Raw genomic sequence first — 20,473 nt, 5'->3', positions numbered from 1 at the left:
TGATGCGGCGTATATAAGGAGCGGTTTTCTTGACTGCAAGGCGAGAATGAGCCCGAAATCCAGCAAAACGAACGTGTTGCATTCACTTTCTACAGTGAGCGAAAAAAGTCCGCCGTCCTTCGCATCTCCGTGGACTTACCAAAGCCGGCTTGCACCGAGCATGAGCGGCTTCGCTCATTGGCCCATGATCAGGTCAAGCAGCGTGGTGCGGCGCGGCTGGACGGAAGAGGTGGCCGCAGGGCTGCCGACATCTCCCGGTGGAATCGGTCCTCCCTGGACGGCCACGGCCTGTTGCTGCTGACCGGGTGCCGGTGGAAACGATGTTTGCGCCTCCGTGCTGCTCCCACCTCCGAAAACGCCGGAAATGATGCCGCCGATCGTTGTCGGCTGCTCCTGCATCGGCTGCGGTTCAGCCTGCGCCATCGGCTGATTGCCGAACCCATTCGGGTCCGCAATGAACTGGCCGTTGCCGAAAAGCGGAGCTGAAGAAAGACCCTTGTGCGCGGCAATCATGAATTCCTGCCATGCCTTCGCAGGCAGGCCGCCGCCCGTAACCTTCTTCATCGGCGTGCCGTCGTCATTGCCGAACCAGACACCGGTCGTCAGATTGCTGGTGAAACCGACGAAGAGCGCATCGCGCGAATTCTGGGTCGTGCCCGTCTTGCCGGCCGCCTGCCAGCCAGGAATCTTGGCGCTTTTGCCCGTGCCGGTCTCGATCGTGCCCATCATCATGGCATTCATGTTGGCGGCGACCGTTTCAGAAACAACGCGCGGCGGGTTGTCATATGTGTTCTCATAGAGAACCTTGCCCTCGGCGGTCGTCACCCGGCGGATCACATGCGGGGTTGCCTTATAGCCGCCGTTCATAAAGGCGGCGTAGGAAGCGGTGAGCTCCGTGAGCGACACTTCAGACGTGCCAAGCGCGATCGAGGCATTCGGCTGCAGCTCGGTCTCGATGCCGAGTCGGTGCGCAAGCTTGATCACCTGCTCCGGCCCGTCATACATGACGAGCTGGGCGGCGACGGTATTCAACGACTTCGCAAGCGCGGTCGCGAGTGTCACCTCGCCATTGTATTTCTTTTCATAATTTTCAGGCGTCCAGTTGCCGATGCGAATCGGTGCGTCGTTGAAGACGGAATAGGGCGTCAGACCCTTTTCGAGTGCGGCGGCATAAACGAAAGGTTTGAAAGAGGAGCCCGGCTGGCGCTTCGCCTTGACCGCGCGGTTGAACTGGCTTTCGGCATAATCCCTGCCGCCGACAAGCGCTCGGATCGCGCCAGTCCCGTCGATCGAGACGAGGGCGGCCTGGGACGCATCGAGCTTTGCGCCGTCCTTGCCGAGAATGTCGTTGAGCGACTGCTCAGCCTTTTTTTCCAGCCCCTTGTCGATCGTCGTATCGACGATGAGGTCCTCTTTCACCTCGCCGACCAGCCCGGGTAGCTCGTCCATAACCATGTCGGCCACATATTGACCAGCGCCCGACCAGTAGCTCTTCGCCTTGGACGGCGTCTGCGTCATCGCCGTCTTCACCTCGTTGTCGGTGATATAGCCCTGGTCGCGCATGGCCTGCAGTACGACCTGGGCACGGGCGTTTGCGGCGTCTGGGTCGCGGGCCGGAGAGAGACGTGACGGCGCCTTGACGAGACCGGCGAGCAAAGCCGCTTCCCCGAGGTTCACGTCACGCGCGGACTTGTTGAAATAGCGGCGGGCGGCGGCCTCGACGCCGTAGGCATTCGAGCCGTAGAAGACGCGGTTCAGATACATCGCCAGGATCTGATCCTTCGTATATTTCTGCTCGAGCCAGAAAGAGAGCAGCACTTCCTGCACCTTGCGCTCCAGAGTGCGATCCGGCGAAAGGAAGAGGTTCTTGGCGAGCTGCTGCGTCAAGGTGGAGCCACCCTGAATCGGCTGGCCCGTCAGGTTGTTGACGACGGCGCGGGCAAGCCCCATTGGGTCGACGCCGAAATGCGAGTAGAAGCGCTTGTCTTCTATCGCGATGATCGCTTCAGGGATGTAGGGCGACATCTGATCGAGCGATAGCGCCTCGCCGCCGGTGGCGCCACGATTGGCAATCACGCTGCCATCGACAGATGTGATCTTGACGTTCGGCGGCCGTTCAGGGATCGCCCAGGTGCTGGCGCTCGGCATGCGCGAGCCGTAGTAGAAAACCAGCCCAGCTGCGCCGATGCCGGCCCAAATACCAAGAACGATGCACCAATAGACCACGCGGCGGATGAAGCTGAAGAGACCGCCATCCTGGCGTTCCGGCGGCTCGCGTCTGCTGCGCCTTTTCCTGTCGGGTGCGCGGGTTCTTGTTGCGTCCGAGGAAGAACGTTTGGTTCCGCGTCGGCCCGCGATACGATCGTCGTCATCCAGCGAGAAATCGTCGTCCTCTTCAAAGCGGCTACGGCCGCTGAAGGACGGTTCGATTCTATCGCGTGATCTGCCCCTACCTGCCATGGTGGACCGGCCGCACCCCATATGTCGCAAGCGCTCTTTGCGCAATCATCCGGGTGGACTTTAAATACGGCGATTTAAGGGGTGGTTAAGACTGCAGGCAAGCGGTCCCGACGGCGCTTCAGCCCTGCCGTTTGCGCATGGCTGCCATTCGTTGCGGCTGTCACGAAACTGACATATATCGCGCAACCTTACGCCGAAGAAAAAAGCAATAAGCGTAGTAGCTAGGCATTTAATATGAGCATTGACCTTAAGAGAATAGACGAGACCTGTCTTCGCGAGATCTGGAGCATCCATGAGTTTGCCCGGCAGCATCGGCTGAGCAAGATGGAGGAAAGCCGCCTGAAAATGCTGCATGGTCCGTTTGCAGAGATGCGTGAACTCGTGGCAGGCTCTGATCGCAAAGCTTCCGTTTGGTAATTTGGAACCTTTAGCTGTCCCGCTAGTTTCCTTATATAGCGGGACAGCCCTCAAGTCCCGTTATGGATCGGTCGTCTCCCCTCAACACGGCCGATCGAAATCAGGCCCGGCGCCTCCGTCTTGGAGCGTCGGGCTTTTTCTATGCAGCCTATCGCAAAAGAAAGGGCGGCATCTCTGCCGCCCCTGGGTCACGTTAGTTCCGGCAACCCGGTTCGCCCGGTTGGCAGGCACCTCGCTGCGGCCTGCGGCGATCATTGTCACCACCGCCGCGGTTACGATTGTCGTCGCCACGGACGCGATTATTGCCATCATCGCCTCCACGTTCGAAGTTCCGGCGGTCATTGTCACCACCTCGGCGGTTACGATTGTCGTCGCCGCGGACGCGATTATTGCCATCATCGCCTCCACGTTCGAAGTTCCGGCGGTCGTTGTCACCACCTCGGCGGTTACGATTATCGTCGCCACGGACGCGATTGCCATCATCGCCTCGACGTTCGAAGTTCCGGCGGTCGTTGTCACGATCGCTGCGGTTACGATTGTCGTCGCCGCGGCGGATGACGCGATTGCCATCATCGTCTCGACGTTCGAAGTTCCGGCGATCGCGATCGCGATCGCGATCGCGATCGCCGCGGCGCAGATCACGGTCAAAGTCCGGCAGGCGATCCCGACGATCGTCAAAGTCCCGGCGTCTTTCACGGCGATCCGAGTCGCGATCGAAGTCCGGTCCGCGGCGCCAGCGATCGCGGTCGCGATAGAAGTCACGGTCGCGGTAGTTACGATCCCAATAGCTGCCGAAGCTGAAGGCAACGACGGGAATACCGAGCGGGCGATAATATTGAGGCCCGACATAAACGCGGCGCTGTTGATAAAGTGCCTGGACATATCCGCCGTGCACCCAGCCACGGCCGCCGTAGAACTCCACGTCGCACCATGGCACGTCGGCAAGACAGCCGTAGATTTCGATGGATTCGCCGGCCGGAATTACGGTGACCGCCGGATATGCAGTGCTTGGGCCGGCCCGCATATTGACGTTCGTCGTCGCGAAGCCTTCTGCCGCCTGAGCGATCGCCGGAGCAAACAAGAGCATACCGGTCGCGGCAATTTTCAAGAGGGTGCGTTTCACGTTTTCAACTCCCTGGGAGGCAGCGTTATGCCACATCCGGTATTTGTTTTTACTCCGGCTTTTGCCGGTTCCGGGCATAGTCGGAGGCTCGCCGACTTTCGTTAGCCGGCAATCATTCGACTAGTCTTCCAATGGTTTATAGCGCGTGTTGCATGAACGCAGCTTGAACGGAAGAATCGGGGCTCTGGGCCTTGAAAGTGGCGGAGCGATCGATTTGACGCTCAACAGATCGCAGCCAAGTGGATGCTGTGCGCGCCTTAAGCGTTTGCCGTTTTCCATATCATTCCGACTGCTGGGGCGCTTTAACGGCGTGTTAACCTTTCGGGATCAATCTTGGCTGCAAAGTCCGCCTTTTCCTTGACCACGGATGTACTGGCATTGAAGCGAAGCGGATGATGAAGGCCGGTTTATCCGGCCTTTGTTTTTTGTCTGAATGCGTGCCCCGCGTAAATCATCGCGAGGCACGCTTTTTTGTTCAAGCTGCCAATGCGTCGAGGATGCGCACCCAGGAGCGGATGCCCTTGTGGTAGGAGGCGAGTTCGTATTTCTCATTGGGCGAATGGATCCGGTCATCTGCGAGGCCGAAGCCGACGAGCAGCGATTCCATGCCGAGCATTTTCTGGAAATCGCCGACGATCGGGATCGAGCCGCCCATGCCGATAACGACGGCGGGCTTGGGCCATTCGTCGGAAAGCGCGTTCTTCGCTTTCGTGATCACCGGAGAATCATAGGCAAGGTGAATTGCCGGCGAAGCGCCATGGGGATGGAACTCGACCGAGCAATCGGCCGGAATCTTCGAGCGGACATAGTTTCGGAACGTCTCTCGAATCTTTGCCGGATCCTGTTTGCCGACGAGGCGGAAGGAAACCTTGGCCGACGCCTTGGCGGCAATCACTGTCTTGAAGCCCTCGCCGGTATAGCCGCCCCATATGCCGTTGACTTCAGCCGTCGGGCGCGCCCAGGTGAGTTCCAGAACGGAACGGCCTTTTTCACCCGACGGCACCGAAAGGCCGACTTGGCCCAGTAAGTCCTCAGCGGTCTGGCCGAGCTTTTCCCATGAGGCCTTGATGTTTGCAGGCGTTTCCTCGACGCCTTCATAGAACTTCTCGAGTGTTATGCGGCCGGTTTCGTCGTGGAGACCGGCAAGCGCTGTTGTCAGGACATGGATTGGATTGGCTGCCGCGCCGCCGAAAAGCCCGGAATGCAGATCGCGGTCGGCCGCCGTAACGACGACTTCTTCACCGACAAGGCCGCGAAGGGCAGCAGCAATCGCCGGGGTCTCGCGGTCCCACATGCCGGTATCGCAGACAAGCGCATAGTCGGCCTTCAGTTCTGCCGCATTTGCCTCCAGAAAGGGCTTGAGCGACGGCGAGCCGGATTCCTCTTCGCCCTCGAAAAGGATAGTGATGCGGCAAGGAAGCGCGTCGTTGACCTCTTTATAGGCCCGGCAAGCTTCGACGAAGGTCATGAGCTGGCCCTTGTCGTCGGCGGTGCCGCGGCCCGTCAGGATCTTGCGGCCATTGCTCATGTCCTTGACGGCTGGTTCGAAGGGATCGTCTTCCCAAAGCTCGATGGGATCGACCGGTTGAACGTCGTAGTGGCCGTAAAACAGCACATGCGGCGCATCCGCGCTGGCGCCGGCATGATGCGCAACGACCATCGGGTGACCGGGAGTATCGCGAAGGGAAGCTTCGAAACCCAGTGTCTTCAAATAGGCGACCAGCCATTCGGCAGCGGTGCGGCACTCGACTTTGTACGCCGGGTCAGTCGAGATCGATTTGATGCGCAGCAACTCGAACAATCTGTCCAGGCTTGAACCGAGGTTCTGATCGGCGCGCGAAAGCACCGGGGTTACTTCTGTCATTTCCGACTCCTTTCGAGATTCGGCCGGACGATAGACCAAAGGCGGGGACGTTTCGAGGAAGAAAAATCGAAACAAGGGAGGGCGTAGACGGTCAGATTTTCTTCGCGTTTTCGAGGAGGCGGCGGATATATTCCAGCATCAGTTCGCGTTCGAAGGTCTTGAAGCCTTGGAAAAGCGCCAGATCGGCTTCACGTGCGATCTTGACCGCTTCATCTTCGATGGCCCGCGCATTGGGCGTCAGGAAGATCAGTTGCGCTCGTTTGTCTGAAGGATGGGGACGGCGCTCGATGAGGCCATCGCGCGCCATGCGCGCAAGCGTATTGGCCATCGTCGCCTGTTCGATATCGACGCGTTCGAGCAATTGCTTCTGCGTGAGGCCGTCTTCCGCCCAAAGTTCGAGAAGGATCGGGAATTGCCCGGGAGAAAAACCAAGCCGCGCCGCGCGCTGCTGCAGCGAGCGGGCAAAACCCTTGGCCAACTGGCTGGCAAGGTATGCTCCCGAATCCATCCTGTTAACTCCCATGATTGCAGTTAGGCTCAAAAACTGACGCGAAACAATGCAACAAATCGCATGCGATGGATTAAAACTTGTCCTTTAGCTTCATAAATGTGCATCTTCGCCAAAAAACAAAGCCGCCATGGCCTGGAGGTTGGCCATGGCGGCTTGAAAATGGGGACAAAGGCCCGGAGAGGGGGATAAGGCCTTTGTCCAAGCCTGATGCGGCGGGGGACAAGCCGTTAATCAGACCCTCGGCGCGATCAAACGCCGGTACACCTGATTTGTGACCGCGAATGTGGTTTTTCAAGGGAAGCCGGCCGAGCCGACAATTACAAATTGGTAACAGTTCGGTGAAGCACTAATTCCCGCGCCCTCCGGCGATCATTCCAGAAAAACGCAAGGTTCCATCCGGCAATCAATATGGTCATGCCTCCAAAGGGCGCAGATCAGCGCAATGATGCCAAGGTGCCTCGTAAGGGCCGACCGATATCAAAAAGGCGGAAAGAAGTAGGGCGTTCAGCAGCTGGAATTCTGCTTGGCTACCGAAGCTTCGTATGCGATCCAGATGCTGCGGAAAAAAAGGTTCGCAGACCTTGATCGCCAGCAGGAACACCGGCGCGAAGAGCACTTTGCGAAAGACAGCCGTAGGGCCGTCGTGTGTAGGAGCCGGCAATGACGTTGCCATGGTACGGCATAGGCGGCCGCGCACCTGCGCTTTTCCAGAGGCAGCTCTTTCCGAAGGCGAGGGGTCAGCAATAAATAGTACCGCAAACTGCATGTGCAATGGACGTTTCCATTCCGCCACGCTATCCATGCAGCCATGAAAAAAGGCGATCATCTTTTCCTTATTGACGGTTCGGGTTTCATCTTCCGGGCGTTTCACGCCCTGCCGCCGCTGACGCGCAAGTCCGACGGCTTGCCGGTCGGCGCAGTCTCTGGCTTCTGCAATATGCTCTGGAAGCTGCTGACCGATGCGCGTGACACCTCCGTCGGCGTCACGCCGACGCATCTTGCAGTTATCTTCGACTACTCGGCAAAGACCTTCCGCAAGGATTTGTATGATGCTTACAAGGCCAATCGCTCGGCACCACCGGATGAGCTGATACCGCAATTCGGGCTGATCCGCGAGGCGACGCGCGCCTTCAACCTGCCCTGCATCGAGACTGAAGGGTTCGAGGCCGACGATATCATCGCCACCTATGCCAGGCAGGCGGAAGGGACCGGCGCCGATGTGACGATCGTCTCCTCCGACAAGGATCTGATGCAGCTTGTGACGCCGAACGTCCACATGTACGACAGCATGAAGGACAAGCAGATCGGCATCCCGGACGTCATCGAGAAATGGGGCGTACCGCCCGAAAAGATGATCGACCTGCAGGCTATGACCGGCGATTCGGTCGATAATGTCCCGGGTATTCCCGGTATCGGCCCGAAGACCGCCGCGCAGCTTCTTGCAGAATACGGCGATCTCGACACGCTGCTGGACCGTGCGCATGAGATCAAGCAGGAAAAGCGCCGCCAGGCGATTCTCGAGAATGCCGACAAGGCAAGGCTCTCGCGCGAATTGGTTCGGCTGCGATCTGATGTGCCGCTGGTGCTTGGTCTGGACGACCTCGTTCTCGAAGTGCAGAACGGCCCGAAGTTGATCGGCTTCCTGAAGGCGCTGCAATTCACGACGCTGACGCGCCGTGTGGCGGAGGCCTGCAATTGCGATGCCAGTGCCATCGAGGCGGCCGACGTAAAAGTCGAGTGGGGTACTGCTGCGCACGGCCCCGATCTCGATGCCGCTGAACCGGAGCCGGTTGCGGGCGGCATACCGGATGTCGAGGGCGCTGCCGTTCCGATTCCCGTCAAGGCCAAGCCCGCCGGCAAAGGCTTTACGCCCGCCGAACTTGCCAAGGCGCGCGCCGAAGCCTTTGCAGTGCTGCCATTTGATCATTCTACCTACGTGACGATCCGCGATCTCGCGACGCTCGACAAATGGATTGGCGATGCGCGGGCAACCGGCCTGGTCGCCTTCGATACCCAAACCAATTCTCTTGATGCGATGCAGGCGGAGCTGGTTGGGTTCTCGATGGCGATTGCCGACAACGACAAGAACCCGGCGGGCGTCAAGACCCGCGCCGCCTATCTCCCAATCGGCCATAAGAACGGCGTCAGCGATCTCCTTGGCGGCGGGCTTGCGGACAATCAGATACCGATGCGGGATGTGCTGCCGCGGCTGAAGGCGCTGCTCGAAGACGAGTCCGTCCTCAAGGTCGCGCAGAACCTGAAATATGACTATCTGCTGATGAAGCGATATGGCGTCGAGACAAAGAGCTTCGACGATACGATGCTGATGTCCTACGTGCTCGACGCCGGCACCGGCGCGCACGGGATGGACTCGCTCTCAGAGAAATTTCTCGGCCATAAGCCGATTGCCTACAAGGATATCGCAGGAAGCGGCAGGGCGAATGTCACGTTCGACCTTGTCGATATCGACCGTGCTACGCATTACGCTGCCGAAGACGCCGATGTGACATTGCGGCTCTGGATGGTGCTGAAGCCACGACTTGCCGCAGCAAAACTGACGGCTGTCTACGAGCGTCTGGAGCGCCCGCTGCTGCCGGTACTGGCGCGCATGGAAGAACGCGGCATCACGGTCGACCGTCAGATCCTGTCCCGCCTCTCCGGTGAGCTGGCGCAAGGCGCTGCGCGCCTGGAGGACGAAATCTATGCGTTGGCGGGTGAGAAGTTCACGATCGGCTCGCCGAAGCAGCTTGGCGACATCCTCTTCGGCAAGCTGGGGCTTGCCGGGGGCAGCAAGACGAAGACCGGGCAGTGGTCGACCTCGGCAAGCGTGCTGGAAGATCTTGCCGCCGCGGGTTTCGAGCTGCCGCGCAAGATCGTCGATTGGCGCCAGCTGACCAAGCTGAAATCCACCTATACAGATGCGCTGCCGGGTTACGTGCATCCGCAGACGAAGCGCGTCCACACTTCCTATTCGCTGGCTTCGACGACGACAGGGCGGCTTTCGTCGTCCGAGCCGAACCTGCAGAACATTCCGGTGCGAACGCTGGAAGGCCGGAAAATCCGCACCGCTTTCATCTCCACGCCCGGGCATAAGCTGATCTCGGCCGATTACAGCCAGATCGAACTGCGCGTGCTCGCACATGTCGCGGAAATTCCACAGCTGACCCAGGCTTTTGCCGAAGGCATCGATATTCACGCGATGACGGCCTCCGAAATGTTCGGCGTTCCTGTCGATGGCATGCCGGCCGAAGTGCGCCGCCGCGCCAAGGCGATCAACTTTGGCATCATCTACGGCATTTCCGCCTTTGGCCTTGCCAACCAGCTCTCGATCGAGCGCTCGGAAGCGGGTGACTACATCAAGAAATACTTCGAGCGTTTCCCCGGCATTCGCGACTATATGGACAGCCGCAAACAGATGGCGCGCGACAAAGGCTATGTCGAAACGATCTTCGGGCGGCGAATCAACTATCCGGAAATCCGCTCCTCCAATCCTTCGGTGCGCGCCTTCAACGAGCGGGCTGCGATCAACGCACCGATCCAGGGCTCGGCAGCCGATGTCATCCGCCGGGCAATGATCAAGATCGAACCGGCACTCGCCGAAGCCGGCCTTGCGGATCGGGTGCGCATGCTGTTGCAGGTGCACGATGAACTGATCTTCGAAGTCGAAGATGCCGACGTCGAAAAGGCGATGCCGATCATTGTATCCGTCATGGAAAACGCCGCCATGCCGGCGCTTGAAATGCGCGTGCCGTTGAAGGTCGATGCGCGCGCCGCGACCAATTGGGACCAAGCGCACTGAGCGCTTCGTCCTTCCGGCCCCAAAGATTTTTCTTGATGACTTAACTCGTTGGCAAATCTAGGTTTTTGGTTCCAGAGGTGTGCCGTTTAGATGCGGCTGGAAGGAACTTGTTAACCTTCATTTTCTAATCCGGTTGGGTCAGAAATTGAGTGAGTAGCGGGTCGCATGCGTTTTCCCAGAACGAATTTGACGGATGCCGGTGATTTTTCCTCGGAAATAGACGTACAGCATGCGGGTGATGACATAAATGTCGCTCCCGCAGCGCCGGTTTGGCAAAGCAATTTCTCGCTTGCACCGAACGTGCGTTTTACCCGCACGCCGGAAAACCTGATCAGTAAACGCCGCGCGCCGGCCGAATCGGAACAGTCGTCTCGCGAGGAGACCGTCAGCGAAGGGCCGGCTGTTGATGTCGAGCCAAGCGCCCCGATGATGATTGACGTGCCGTTCGACATTTATCTGCCGGAAGCCGCTCCATCCGTGTCCGAGATCGATCATCCCGAACATGTCGCCGAAATTCAGGTCGAGCCGGAACTTCGCGCTTCGTCCGAGTTGACCGACATTTCCGATTTCGCCTTCTGGGAAGTCATGGCCTTCGAGGAAGCGACTGCGGCCCCGATTACCCTCCCGGTTGCTTTCCTGCCGAAGGTTGAGGTCACGCCGGAATCGATCATCCAACATTTCCGCGTGATGGAATGGCGCCCGGGAGGGAGACCGCAGAAGCCCGACGCACCAGCCACGGCCACGGCCGCTCCAGCGCCTGTAAGGTCTATATCGAACGTGGCTCCGGCAGCTCGACCGGCCGCCCCACCGGTGACCGCGAAAACGCAGCCGATCGCGCCGATGCCGGTTCGCGTGCAGGCCGCTGCACCCCTGGCGCCCGCACCCCGGGCTGTAACGCAGAAGACAATCCCGGCGAATATCGATCCATCCGGCTACGAGTTTCCGCCGCGCTCGCTGCTGCAGGAACCACCGGAGCGTCTTGGGGAGATCATGCCGCAGGAAACGCTCGAGCAGAATGCCGGGCTTCTGGAAAGCGTGCTGGAGGACTTCGGCATCAAGGGCGAGATCATTCATGTCCGCCCGGGTCCGGTCGTAACGCTTTACGAATTCGAACCTGCACCCGGAGTGAAGTCGTCGCGCGTCATCGGCCTTGCCGACGATATAGCCCGCTCCATGTCGGCGCTGTCGGCCCGTGTCGCCGTGGTGCCCGGCCGCAATGTCATCGGCATCGAATTGCCGAACGCGATGCGCGAGACGGTCTATTTCCGCGAGATGATCGAGAGCCAGGATTTCGAGAAGAGCGGCTACAAGCTGGCGCTCGGCCTCGGCAAGACGATCGGCGGTGAGCCGGTGATCGCCGAGCTTGCGAAGATGCCGCACCTGCTGGTAGCCGGCACCACCGGCTCCGGTAAATCCGTCGCCATCAACACGATGATCCTCTCGCTGCTCTATCGCATGACACCGGAACAGTGCCGTCTCATCATGGTCGATCCGAAGATGCTGGAACTGTCCGTCTATGACGGCATCCCGCACCTATTGACGCCCGTCGTCACCGATCCGAAGAAGGCCGTGATGGCGCTGAAATGGGCGGTGCGCGAAATGGAGGAGCGCTACCGCAAAATGTCGCGCCTCGGTGTGCGCAACATCGACGGCTACAACGGCCGTGTCGCGCAGGCCCGCGAAAGGGGCGAGACGGTCCACATCATGGTCCAGACCGGTTTCGACAAGGGCACAGGTGCGCCGATCGAAGAGCAGCAGGAAATGGACCTGACGCCGATGCCCTATATCGTCGTCATCGTCGACGAAATGGCCGACCTCATGATGGTCGCCGGCAAGGAGATCGAGGGCGCGATCCAGCGACTGGCCCAGATGGCGCGCGCCGCCGGCATCCATCTCATCATGGCGACACAGCGTCCGTCGGTCGATGTCATCACCGGCACCATCAAGGCGAATTTCCCGACTCGAATCTCCTTCCAGGTCACATCGAAGATCGACAGCCGCACGATCCTTGGCGAGCAAGGCGCCGAGCAGCTGCTCGGCCAGGGCGACATGCTGCACATGCAGGGTGGCGGCAGGATTTCCCGTGTCCACGGCCCGTTCGTCTCCGACCTCGAAGTCGAAAAGGTCGTCGCGCATCTGAAGACGCAGGGCCGTCCGGAATATCTGGAGACGGTCACGGCTGACGAAGAGGAAGATGCCGAGCCGGAAGAGGGCGCCGTCTTCGACAAGAGCGCGATCGCGTCCGAGGACGGCAACGAGCTTTACGATCAGGCGGTCAAGGTCGTGCTGCGCGACAAGAAGTGCTCGACCTCCTACATCCAGCGCCGCCTCGGCATCGGCTACAACCGCGCGGCATCGCTTGTGGAGCGCATGGAAAAGGAAGGCCTCGTCGGTCCCGCGAATCATGTCGGCAAACGTGAGATCGTGTCGGGGCGCGAAGAATGAAGCCGGCTAACTAATTTTCGTGAGGAAGCCGTTGAGCGTCTCGATGATCTTGCGCCCGGCTTCTTCTAGCGAGCTACTGTTGTCCAGTTCGGTGACGTCGTAGTCGCCCCGTACGGTCAGCGGGCCGCGGGCGAGGCGGGCCATAATGTCTTCGTGCGTCTCGCGGCCGCGGGCTTCGAGGCGGCCTGCCAGCACTTCCGGGCGGGCGGTCACGTTGATGACCTTGAGGCGGGGAAAAACGGCCTGGAAGAGGTGGAGTGCCGAGCGGGAGCCGTTGGCGATTACCAGGTCTCCCTTGGCGAGCGCGACGGAAACCTCTGCTGGAATGCCGTATTTCAGGCCATGCGCCTCCCACCATACGGCGAAGTTGCCGGATTGCTCCATAGAGACGAAGCCTCCGTCGGAAACGGACAGATGATCTTCGCCGCCGGCATCGCGGTCCCGTGTGATGACGCGGCGGACGAAATGCACGTCGGGACGGCCGGCAAAATGCTTTGCCGCCAAGTTTATCAGCGTGTCCTTGCCGGCGCCGCTCGGGCCGACGACGACGACCATGATGCCTCGCTCTGTGCCGGGTACCAAGTGTGGCTCGTGCGAGGGGATCATGCGACCCGGCGCCCTTCGCGCCAGACGGAACGGGTCACCGGCACGCCCTCGTCGCGGAAGACGCGGACAAGATCGGCACGAAGGTCGATCTCGATTCGGCCGCGATCATTGAGGCTGACGGTGCGCGCGGGCGTGGCGGTCACCATCGCGATGGCCTTGGACAACGAAATGGTCTCCACCTCGTCGGCAAGAATGAAGGGTGCGTAAAGCAAGCTGAGCGGCACGTAATCGGAAGAGAGCACGTCGAGGACGCCGAGCTCTGCAAGATCGCGAGCGGCGATGTTGCCTGAGTGAGACTTGCCGCGCACGACATTGGGAGCGCCCATCAGCACGCTCATTCCGTGCGCGTGCGATGCCTTGGCGGCGTCGAAGCTCGTTGGAAACTCCGCAAGGCGCACGCCGTTTTCAATCGCCTCGTCGACATGGGCAAGTGTCGCATCGTCGTGGCTCGCAACGGTGATACCACGCTCCTTGCAGACCGTGGCGATCGCGGTGCGGTGCGGCGTCGAATTGCGAGCGGATTCGCCGAGGCGCTTTTCGATGAAGCGCGCGAACGCCTCGTCCGAAAGGCCGCGCTTCTTCTGATAGTAGAAGACGTACTGGTCCATCGTCTGGAACTGACGCTGGCCCGGCGCGTGGTCCATGAGCGAAACGAGGCGGACATAGGGATCGTCCTCGAAGTCTGCGAAATGCGCCAGGACGTTGTCGGCCGAGACTTCGCATCGCAGGTGGATCAGGTGTTCCGCGCGAAGCCGGCCTTCCTGCTCGGCCTTCTGGATGGCGTCAGCCATCTCGCGCATTTCGCCATGTTCAAAGCCACCGTCCTCGTCCGCGCCCATGCGCAGGCAGTCGAAAACGGTGGTGATGCCGGAGGTGACGATCTGGGCGTCATGGGCCTGGATGGCCGCCGTCTTGTTCCAGCGCAGGCCCGGGCGAGGCGAATAGTGGCCTTCCAGGTGGTCGGTATGGAGTTCGACGAGGCCGGGGATCAGGTAATCGCCTTCGAAATCCTCTCCGTTTGCCGAATTGCCTTCGGAGATATCGGCAATCCTGCCGTCGCGGATCAAAAGCGAGCCACTCACGATCTCGTCTTCAAGAACGATGCGGGCGTTGGAAAGGACTGTCTCTGTGGTCATCTGCGGATCTCTTAGAGTTTGGCGCCAGCAAGCGGCAGCCAGGAATGAATCTTGAACGGCCCGCCGCGCTCTTCTTCGGTGAAGACCGCGAGGCCGGAAATGGAAAGCGGCCGGCCGATGAAGGAGGCAAAACGCTTCTCCAGGATCGATTTCATCAGTGCTGAGCGCTCTTCCGGCACCTGGCCGGTCAGCGTCATGTGGAAACCGAAATCCTCCATTACATAGGGATAACCCCAGCGCATGAGGTTGGCACGCTGGCTTTCCGTCAATTTTTCAGGCTTTCGCCTTGCAATATCGGCCTCGCAAAGCGCTGCGCGAAACGGCTCGAAGGACTTTACCACGCTTGCCGCGAAATCCTGAAGCGGCGCATGCAAAAAACCCGGAACGAGCGCAAAGAAGCGGCCGATCTGCCCGAGGACAAGTTCGGGGATTTCGAGTGCCGGTGTTCGGCCGGTGAAATCCTCGACGACAGCCATCAAGTCTCTCTCGTTGACCGAAGAGGCAAGCGCAAAAGGCGCCTTTATAGTCGCATGAAAGCCGTAACGGCGCGGATCGGCGGTCAGCTCGAACTGCTCTGCGGCCGTCATCCCATCTTCCTCTGGAGCCGGATAAGTTTCGTCCGCAAATGCGTCGCGCCCAAGCCAGACGGAGGCAGCGTCAGTCAGGGGATCGTTCTTTGGCGGCGTGAAATAGAGGGCGTAGCGCAAAAGTTCTTGTCCTGAAAAAATGGTCGAGCGGAGCCGCAATGTCAGCGATTTAGCGACGGACCGCAAGCAAGCTCCCCGGCTAAAAGATTTCCGTGACAGAATGATGATCAAGCGGCGACATAGAACTTTCAGCTTTGCCTGCGCCCTTGTGAACAGAGCTTTAGCCATCATGCCGGCAAAGGAAGTCTTCGGCCGACAGCGCCCGGAAATCCTCGAGCGCTGCGCGCAACCTTGAATGCTCCCAGTCCCACCAGGCAAGTTTGTCCATCCGCTCACCGATTTCCTTGGGGAAGCGTTCACGGATAAGCTTTGCGGGAACGCCGCCGACGATCGTGTAGGGTGCGACATCGTTCGAGACGACGGCGCCGGCGCCAACCACCGAACCATTGCCGACGGTGACGCCGGGCAGGGTGGTGGCCCCGTGGCCGATCCAGACGTCATGGCCGATGACGACGCGGTTGGAACGTCGCCATTCGAAGAATTCCGTCTCCATATTCGCATCCGGCCAGTAGTCCGCGGCGCGATAGGTGAAGTGATGCAACGTCGCACGCCATGTCGGATGGTTGGTCGCGTTGATGCGAACGGCGGCGGCAATATTTACGAACTTGCCGATCGTCGCGCACCAGATGGAGCCGTCCTGCATGATGTAAGAATAATCGCCGAATTCGACTTCGCTGATCCGGCAGCGTTCGGATATTTCCGTATAACGGCCAAGTTTGGCATCGCTGACGGAGGCGGTCTCATGAATATAGGGCGTGTCGCCCAGCTTCCGGCTCATGCTGCAACCGCCTTTCGCGGCGAAAACTGCTGGACGTCGAGGATGCGATCGGCGACCGCCCCTCGCACCTCCTCGTCATGGAATATGCCGAGAAGGGCAACATCCGCCTTTTTTTTCTCCGCGATCATGCCGACGACCACGGCGCGATTTGTTGCATCGAGAGAAGCGGTCGGCTCATCGAGCAGCAGCACCGTATGCTCTGTGATAAAACCACGAGCGATGTTGACGCGCTGCTGCTCGCCACCCGAGAAAGTCGCAGGCGGCAGTTGCCATAACGCTTCGGGAAGATTGAGCTTTTCGAGCAGTGCTGCCGCTTTTTCGCGAGCGCCGGCTGCGGCCACTCCGCGGGCAACCAGTGGTTCGGCAACGACATCGATCGCGGCAACGCGCGGCACGGTGCGCAGGAACTGGCTGACATAGCCGAGCGTATGACGGCGGACATCGATAACGGTGCGTGGGTCCGCAGCGCCAAGATCGACAACCCGGCCCTTGTGGCTGATCAGGATCTGGCCGGTGTCGACGGCGTAGTTGCCGTAGATCATCTTGAGCAGGGAACTCTTGCCGATGCCCGAAGGGCCGCCAAGGACGACGCATTCGCCGGCAGCAACGGAGAAGGCGACATCGGAGATGACCGGCAGCTTGATGCCATCGCGCAAATGCATGGTGAAGCTCTTCGAGACTTCGGAAATGACGAGGGGCGTTGCCATGATTGTTGCCTTTCAGACCTGCAGGATCGATGAGACGAGCAATTGCGTGTAGGGCTCGCGCGGGTCATCGAGCACCCGATCGGTCAGACCGTGCTCAATGACATAGCCATCCTTCATCACCATCATGCGATGCGAGAGCAGACGCGCGACGGCGAGGTCGTGCGTGACGATGATGGCCGAAAGGCCGAGATCATTGACGAGACCTCGAACCAGATCGAGCAGGCGCGCCTGAACCGAGACGTCGAGGCCGCCGGTCGGTTCGTCCATGAAGACGAGCCGCGGGCTGGTGACGAGATTGCGGGCGATCTGCAGGCGCTGGCGCATGCCGCCCGAAAAAGCGCGGGGCTGATCATCGATGCGGCCGGCGTCGATTTCGACACGCTCCAGCCAGTCGATGGCAGTCGAGCGGATTTTGCCATAGTGCCGGTCGCCGATCGCCATCAGCCGTTCGCCGACATTGGCGCCGGCCGACACCGTCATGCGCAGGCCGTCGGCCGGATTCTGGTGCACGAAACCCCAATCGGTGCGCATCAGGAAGCGACGCTCTGCCTCGTTCATGCGGTAGAGATCGCGATAGCTTCCGTCGCGCATATGATATTCGACGCTTCCGGTCGTCGGCATCAGGCGCGTCGAGATACAATTGAGTAGCGTCGTTTTGCCGGAACCGGACTCGCCGACGACGGCCAGCACTTCGCCCGGCCAGAGCTCGAAAGAGGCATTCCGGCAGCCGATACGATTGCCATAGAATTTCGAAACGTCGTTGACTTTGAGAAGAGGGGTGTCGGTCACTCCGCAGCCTCCTTCGGCGCAAGCATCTCGCCTGCATGTCCCTGCTCGCGGCGGTCTTCGCAATGGTCGGTATCGGAGCAGACGAACATCCGGCCGCCCTTGTCGTCGAGGATCACTTCGTCGAGATAGACATCCTCCGCGCTGCAAAGCGCGCAGGGTTTGCCGAAGCGCTGGATCTCGAAAGGGTAGTCTTCGAAATCGAGGCTGACGACTTCAGTATGGGGCGGCACGGCATAGATCCGTTTCTCGCGGCCGGCGCCGAAGAGCTGCAGCGCGTCCGACAGATGCATCTTCGGATTGTCGAATTTCGGCGTCGGCGAAGGATCCATCACGTAGCGGCCGGCGACCTTCACGGGATAGGCATAGGTCTTGGAGATGCGGCCGTTATGGGAGATGTCCTCATAGAGCTTCACATGCATGAGGCCGTATTCTTCTAGCGCATGCATCTTTCGCGTTTCGGTTTCACGTGGCTCGAGGAAGCGGAGCGGTTCGGGGATCGGCACTTGGTAGACGAGCACTTGGTTGGCTCCGAGCGTTTCTTCCGGGATGCGGTGGCGCGTCTGGATGATCGTCGCATCCTTGGTGCGGGTGGTCACCGCGACGTTTGCGACCTTCTGGAAGAAGGCGCGGATGGAGACAGCGTTTGTGGTGTCGTCGGCGCCCTGGTCGATGACCTTGAGCACGTCGTCCGGCCCGATGATCGAAGCGGTCACCTGCACTCCACCGGTGCCCCAACCATAGGGCATGGGCATTTCGCGCGAAGCAAAAGGCACCTGATAACCGGGAATCGCAATCGCCTTCAGGATGGCGCGGCGGATCATCCGCTTGGTCTGCTCGTCGAGATAGGCGAAGTTGTAGCTGGCAAGATCGCTCATTCGGCCGCCTCCTTGATGGTGTCGCCGCCGGCTCGGCTTGCCTCGAAGTCGCGGCGCATGCGGCGGACAAGGTCCAGTTCGGCCTGGAAATCCACATAGTGCGGCAATTTCAGGTGCTCGACGAAGCCGGTCGCCTGGACATTGTCGGAGTGAGAAATGACGAATTCCTCGTCCTGTGCCGGCGCCGCGATGTCTTCCCCGAGCTCTTCGGCGCGTAGCGCGCGATCGACCAGCGACATCGACATCGCCTTCCGTTCGCTCTGGCCGAAGACGAGGCCGTAGCCGCGCGTGAACTGCGGCGGTGCCTTGGCCGAACCCTTGAACTGATTGACCATCTGGCATTCCGTCAATTGGATAACGCCGAGCGACACGGCAAAGCCGAGTTCGGGAACGTAAAACTCCACTTCGACCTCGCCAATGCGGATTTCCCCCGTGAAGGGATGATTGCGGCCGTAGCCCCGTTGTGTGGAGTAGCCGAGTGCCAGGAGGAAGCCCTCGTCGCCGCGGGCGAGCGCCTGCAGGCGAAGGTCGCGGCTCATCGGAAATTCCATCGGTTCACGAGTAAGGTCACCGATCTCGTGATCCTCCGGCATATCGCCGTCGGCCTCGATCAGCCCCTCCTGGCCAAGGATCTCCGACACGCGCATCATGCGGCCGGCTTCGGCAGGGCGTTGCGCCGGTTCTTCAACGGTCTCGTCGGAAAGCAGCGAAGGATCAAGCAGTCGGTGGGTGTAGTCGAAGGTCGGACCGAGAAGCTGGCCGCCAGGCAAATCCTTGTAGGTCGCCGAAACGCGGCGCTCGATCTTCATCGCCGCGGTGTCGAGCGGTTTCGAATAGCCGAAGCGTGGCAGCGTCGTGCGATAGGCGCGCAGCAGGAAAATTGCCTCGATCATGTCGCCGCGCGATTGACGGACGGCAAGTGCGGCGAGCGTGCGGTCGTAGAGCGAGGCTTCCGCCATGACACGGTCGACGGCAAGAGCCAGCTGTGCGACGATCTGGTCGATGCCGATCGCAGGCAGCGAGCGGTCGCCGCGACGGCGGTCGGCAAGTAGGCGATGGGCATTCTCGATGGCGGCCTCACCCCCTTTGACGGCAACATACATGGCTCACATCTCCGTTGCGATGATCTTGGTGGTGCGCGGCAAGCAGAGGAAACGGCTGCCTGCCGTCAGCATGAGGTCGATGCCACGCGGAAAGAGGGCGTGGTTTTCCGCCCAGAGCCGCAGGAACGCCTCCGGCAGGCCGACAGGCGCAATCTCGTTCACGCCTTGAATGCCGGGGCCCGTCAAGGCCAGCCGGCGGCCCCCTTCGAGTCCTGCAAGTTCGACGATCAGCGTCGTCGAGCGATCAGGATATTCCTGCGTGCCTAAGGCAAAGAGTCCAAACGAGGAAAGCGTCACGCCGTGCTCAATAAAGGCAAAGCGGGCTTCGGCCCTTTCCGGCACCACGGGCGCGCCGGTGTGAAAGCCGAGCCAATCGAGCATTGCGGATTTCGCGAGCCCGGAAGATAGCCAGACCGGTGTATCATGGTCGCACAGCGTCAGCGCAATTGCGCCTGCGGCTACGCCAAGTGGCGCAGGTGGCGCGACTTCGGGCGCGATGGTCTGGATCGTGCCGGGGCGCGCCATGCCATCCATCATGGTCTTGAAGACGCTTTGGGCGTGGAAGACCGGTTCGGCAAAACCACCCGTCAGGGCTTCTGTCTTGAGGCTCATCAGTCGTCTCCGCGCACCATGGTGAAGAAATCGACCCGTGTCGCCGCCGTCTCGTCCGCCTTGCGCTGATCGACCCCAGCGATCCGCGCCGCGATTGGCGAAAGCAGCCTCTCCTCGACGAAATCCTTCATCGCATCGTCCTGCCACAGTGCGTCGAAGATCGCGGCAAGCCTTACCTTTTCGCGGTCCGTGCCGAGCGCCTGTGCATGACCCACGGCGCCGGAACCAAGCCGTATTGTTGCGCGCGTAACCGTGACCTCGCCGAGATTGAAGGGGGCGCCGCCGCCGCCGATGCGGCCGCGCACCATCACGAGACCGGTTTCCGGCCCGCGCACCGGTTGAGCCGCTGGCTTTTCAGCGAGTGCGTCAAAGGTTTCAACGAGTTCGTGCCGTTCAGCCCGCGCGAGAAGATCGGCAACGCGCTTGCGGTCAATCTCGGGCTGGGTTGCAAGGTTCTTCTGTTTGGCTGATGTCATCGCTGTTCCCTAAATGTCTATTGATATAGACAACCATACAAGGTACTTGTAGCCTTAAGGTGAGG

At 60.3% G+C, this 20,473-nt stretch carries 17 protein-coding genes and 1 pseudogene; 2 read left to right on the top strand and 16 right to left on the bottom strand.

The genetic code is table 11. The features are described from left to right. Positions 1 to 174: 174 nt before the first annotated feature. The 6 genes and pseudogenes from ACZ9DP_RS34870 to ACZ9DP_RS34845 form a co-directional block, all read right to left on the bottom strand. Entirely contained in the window at positions 175 to 2,460 is a 2,286-nt protein-coding gene (locus ACZ9DP_RS34870) for a transglycosylase domain-containing protein (RefSeq protein WP_476205106.1), read from the bottom strand. A 60-nt stretch (positions 2,461 to 2,520) separates the two neighbouring features. Continuing rightward, on the bottom strand, positions 2,521 to 2,814 hold the full coding sequence (locus tag ACZ9DP_RS34865; RefSeq protein ID WP_476205105.1) for a hypothetical protein: 294 nt from the start codon (positions 2,812 to 2,814) through the stop codon (positions 2,521 to 2,523). A 382-nt stretch (positions 2,815 to 3,196) separates the two neighbouring features. Continuing rightward, positions 3,197 to 4,000 (bottom strand): annotated as a pseudogene (locus tag ACZ9DP_RS34860) (SH3 domain-containing protein); the annotation flags it as partial. A gap of 475 nt (positions 4,001 to 4,475) precedes the next feature. Further along, positions 4,476 to 5,864, bottom strand: a complete 1,389-nt coding sequence (locus ACZ9DP_RS34855) for a M20/M25/M40 family metallo-hydrolase (RefSeq protein ID WP_476205103.1) — start codon at positions 5,862 to 5,864, stop codon at positions 4,476 to 4,478. A 91-nt stretch (positions 5,865 to 5,955) separates the two neighbouring features. After that, positions 5,956 to 6,372 (bottom strand): MarR family winged helix-turn-helix transcriptional regulator, encoded by a 417-nt coding sequence (locus tag ACZ9DP_RS34850; protein WP_074066233.1) that lies wholly within the window; start codon positions 6,370 to 6,372, stop codon positions 5,956 to 5,958. A 415-nt stretch (positions 6,373 to 6,787) separates the two neighbouring features. Then, the gene (locus ACZ9DP_RS34845; RefSeq protein ID WP_194728626.1) at positions 6,788 to 7,201 is read right to left on the bottom strand and encodes a hypothetical protein; all 414 of its coding nucleotides are present in this window, start codon (positions 7,199 to 7,201) and stop codon (positions 6,788 to 6,790) included. Between ACZ9DP_RS34845 and polA the strand changes: the two genes are divergently transcribed. Together polA and ACZ9DP_RS34835 are read left to right on the top strand one after the other, a co-directional pair. Further along, the gene (gene polA / locus ACZ9DP_RS34840) at positions 7,184 to 10,174 is read left to right on the top strand and encodes a DNA polymerase I (RefSeq protein WP_476205101.1); all 2,991 of its coding nucleotides are present in this window, start codon (positions 7,184 to 7,186) and stop codon (positions 10,172 to 10,174) included. The two genes, ACZ9DP_RS34845 and polA, sit on opposite strands and share 18 nt — an antisense overlap. 165 nt (positions 10,175 to 10,339) lie before the next feature. After that, positions 10,340 to 12,619 carry a DNA translocase FtsK gene (locus ACZ9DP_RS34835; protein WP_476205100.1) on the top strand — a complete coding sequence of 760 codons (2,280 nt, stop codon included), beginning with the start codon at positions 10,340 to 10,342 and terminating at the stop codon, positions 12,617 to 12,619. A 6-nt stretch (positions 12,620 to 12,625) separates the two neighbouring features. On the opposite strand, the gene phnN is transcribed toward ACZ9DP_RS34835, so the two are convergent. From phnN to phnG, 10 genes are all read right to left on the bottom strand, one after another. Then, positions 12,626 to 13,225 carry a phosphonate metabolism protein/1,5-bisphosphokinase (PRPP-forming) PhnN gene (gene phnN, locus ACZ9DP_RS34830; protein ID WP_476205098.1) on the bottom strand — a complete coding sequence of 200 codons (600 nt, stop codon included), beginning with the start codon at positions 13,223 to 13,225 and terminating at the stop codon, positions 12,626 to 12,628. Then, entirely contained in the window at positions 13,222 to 14,361 is a 1,140-nt protein-coding gene (locus tag ACZ9DP_RS34825) for an alpha-D-ribose 1-methylphosphonate 5-triphosphate diphosphatase (protein WP_476205097.1), read from the bottom strand. Before ACZ9DP_RS34825 ends, phnN begins: the two co-directional genes overlap by 4 nt. An 11-nt stretch (positions 14,362 to 14,372) precedes the next feature. Continuing rightward, positions 14,373 to 15,068 (bottom strand): DUF1045 domain-containing protein, encoded by a 696-nt coding sequence (locus ACZ9DP_RS34820; protein ID WP_476205527.1) that lies wholly within the window; start codon positions 15,066 to 15,068, stop codon positions 14,373 to 14,375. A 160-nt stretch (positions 15,069 to 15,228) separates the two neighbouring features. Continuing rightward, positions 15,229 to 15,846 (bottom strand): DapH/DapD/GlmU-related protein, encoded by a 618-nt coding sequence (locus ACZ9DP_RS34815; protein ID WP_476205096.1) that lies wholly within the window; start codon positions 15,844 to 15,846, stop codon positions 15,229 to 15,231. Beyond that, complete coding sequence (gene phnL / locus ACZ9DP_RS34810) at positions 15,843 to 16,553, bottom strand: phosphonate C-P lyase system protein PhnL (protein WP_476205095.1); 711 nt, start codon at positions 16,551 to 16,553, stop codon at positions 15,843 to 15,845. The genes ACZ9DP_RS34815 and phnL overlap by 4 nt, the downstream gene beginning before the upstream one ends. A 12-nt stretch (positions 16,554 to 16,565) precedes the next feature. Further along, complete coding sequence (gene phnK / locus ACZ9DP_RS34805; protein ID WP_194728633.1) at positions 16,566 to 17,342, bottom strand: phosphonate C-P lyase system protein PhnK; 777 nt, start codon at positions 17,340 to 17,342, stop codon at positions 16,566 to 16,568. After that, positions 17,339 to 18,217 carry an alpha-D-ribose 1-methylphosphonate 5-phosphate C-P-lyase PhnJ gene (locus tag ACZ9DP_RS34800; protein ID WP_476205094.1) on the bottom strand — a complete coding sequence of 293 codons (879 nt, stop codon included), beginning with the start codon at positions 18,215 to 18,217 and terminating at the stop codon, positions 17,339 to 17,341. Before ACZ9DP_RS34800 ends, phnK begins: the two co-directional genes overlap by 4 nt. After that, on the bottom strand, positions 18,214 to 19,320 hold the full coding sequence (locus ACZ9DP_RS34795) for a carbon-phosphorus lyase complex subunit (protein WP_476205092.1): 1,107 nt from the start codon (positions 19,318 to 19,320) through the stop codon (positions 18,214 to 18,216). The genes ACZ9DP_RS34800 and ACZ9DP_RS34795 overlap by 4 nt, the downstream gene beginning before the upstream one ends. Before the next feature lie 3 nt (positions 19,321 to 19,323). Continuing rightward, positions 19,324 to 19,932, bottom strand: coding sequence for a phosphonate C-P lyase system protein PhnH (phnH, locus tag ACZ9DP_RS34790; protein ID WP_283070273.1), 609 nt, complete (start codon positions 19,930 to 19,932; stop codon positions 19,324 to 19,326). After that, positions 19,932 to 20,408 carry a phosphonate C-P lyase system protein PhnG gene (gene phnG / locus ACZ9DP_RS34785; RefSeq protein ID WP_476205091.1) on the bottom strand — a complete coding sequence of 159 codons (477 nt, stop codon included), beginning with the start codon at positions 20,406 to 20,408 and terminating at the stop codon, positions 19,932 to 19,934. The genes phnH and phnG overlap by 1 nt, the downstream gene beginning before the upstream one ends. Between the last annotated feature and the right edge of the window lie 65 nt (positions 20,409 to 20,473).

It is taken from the genome of Rhizobium sp. USDA 4016 (assembly GCF_056279705.1).
The sequence above is the reverse complement of the archived record's forward strand: the minus strand, read 5'-3'. Positions and strand labels throughout refer to the sequence as shown.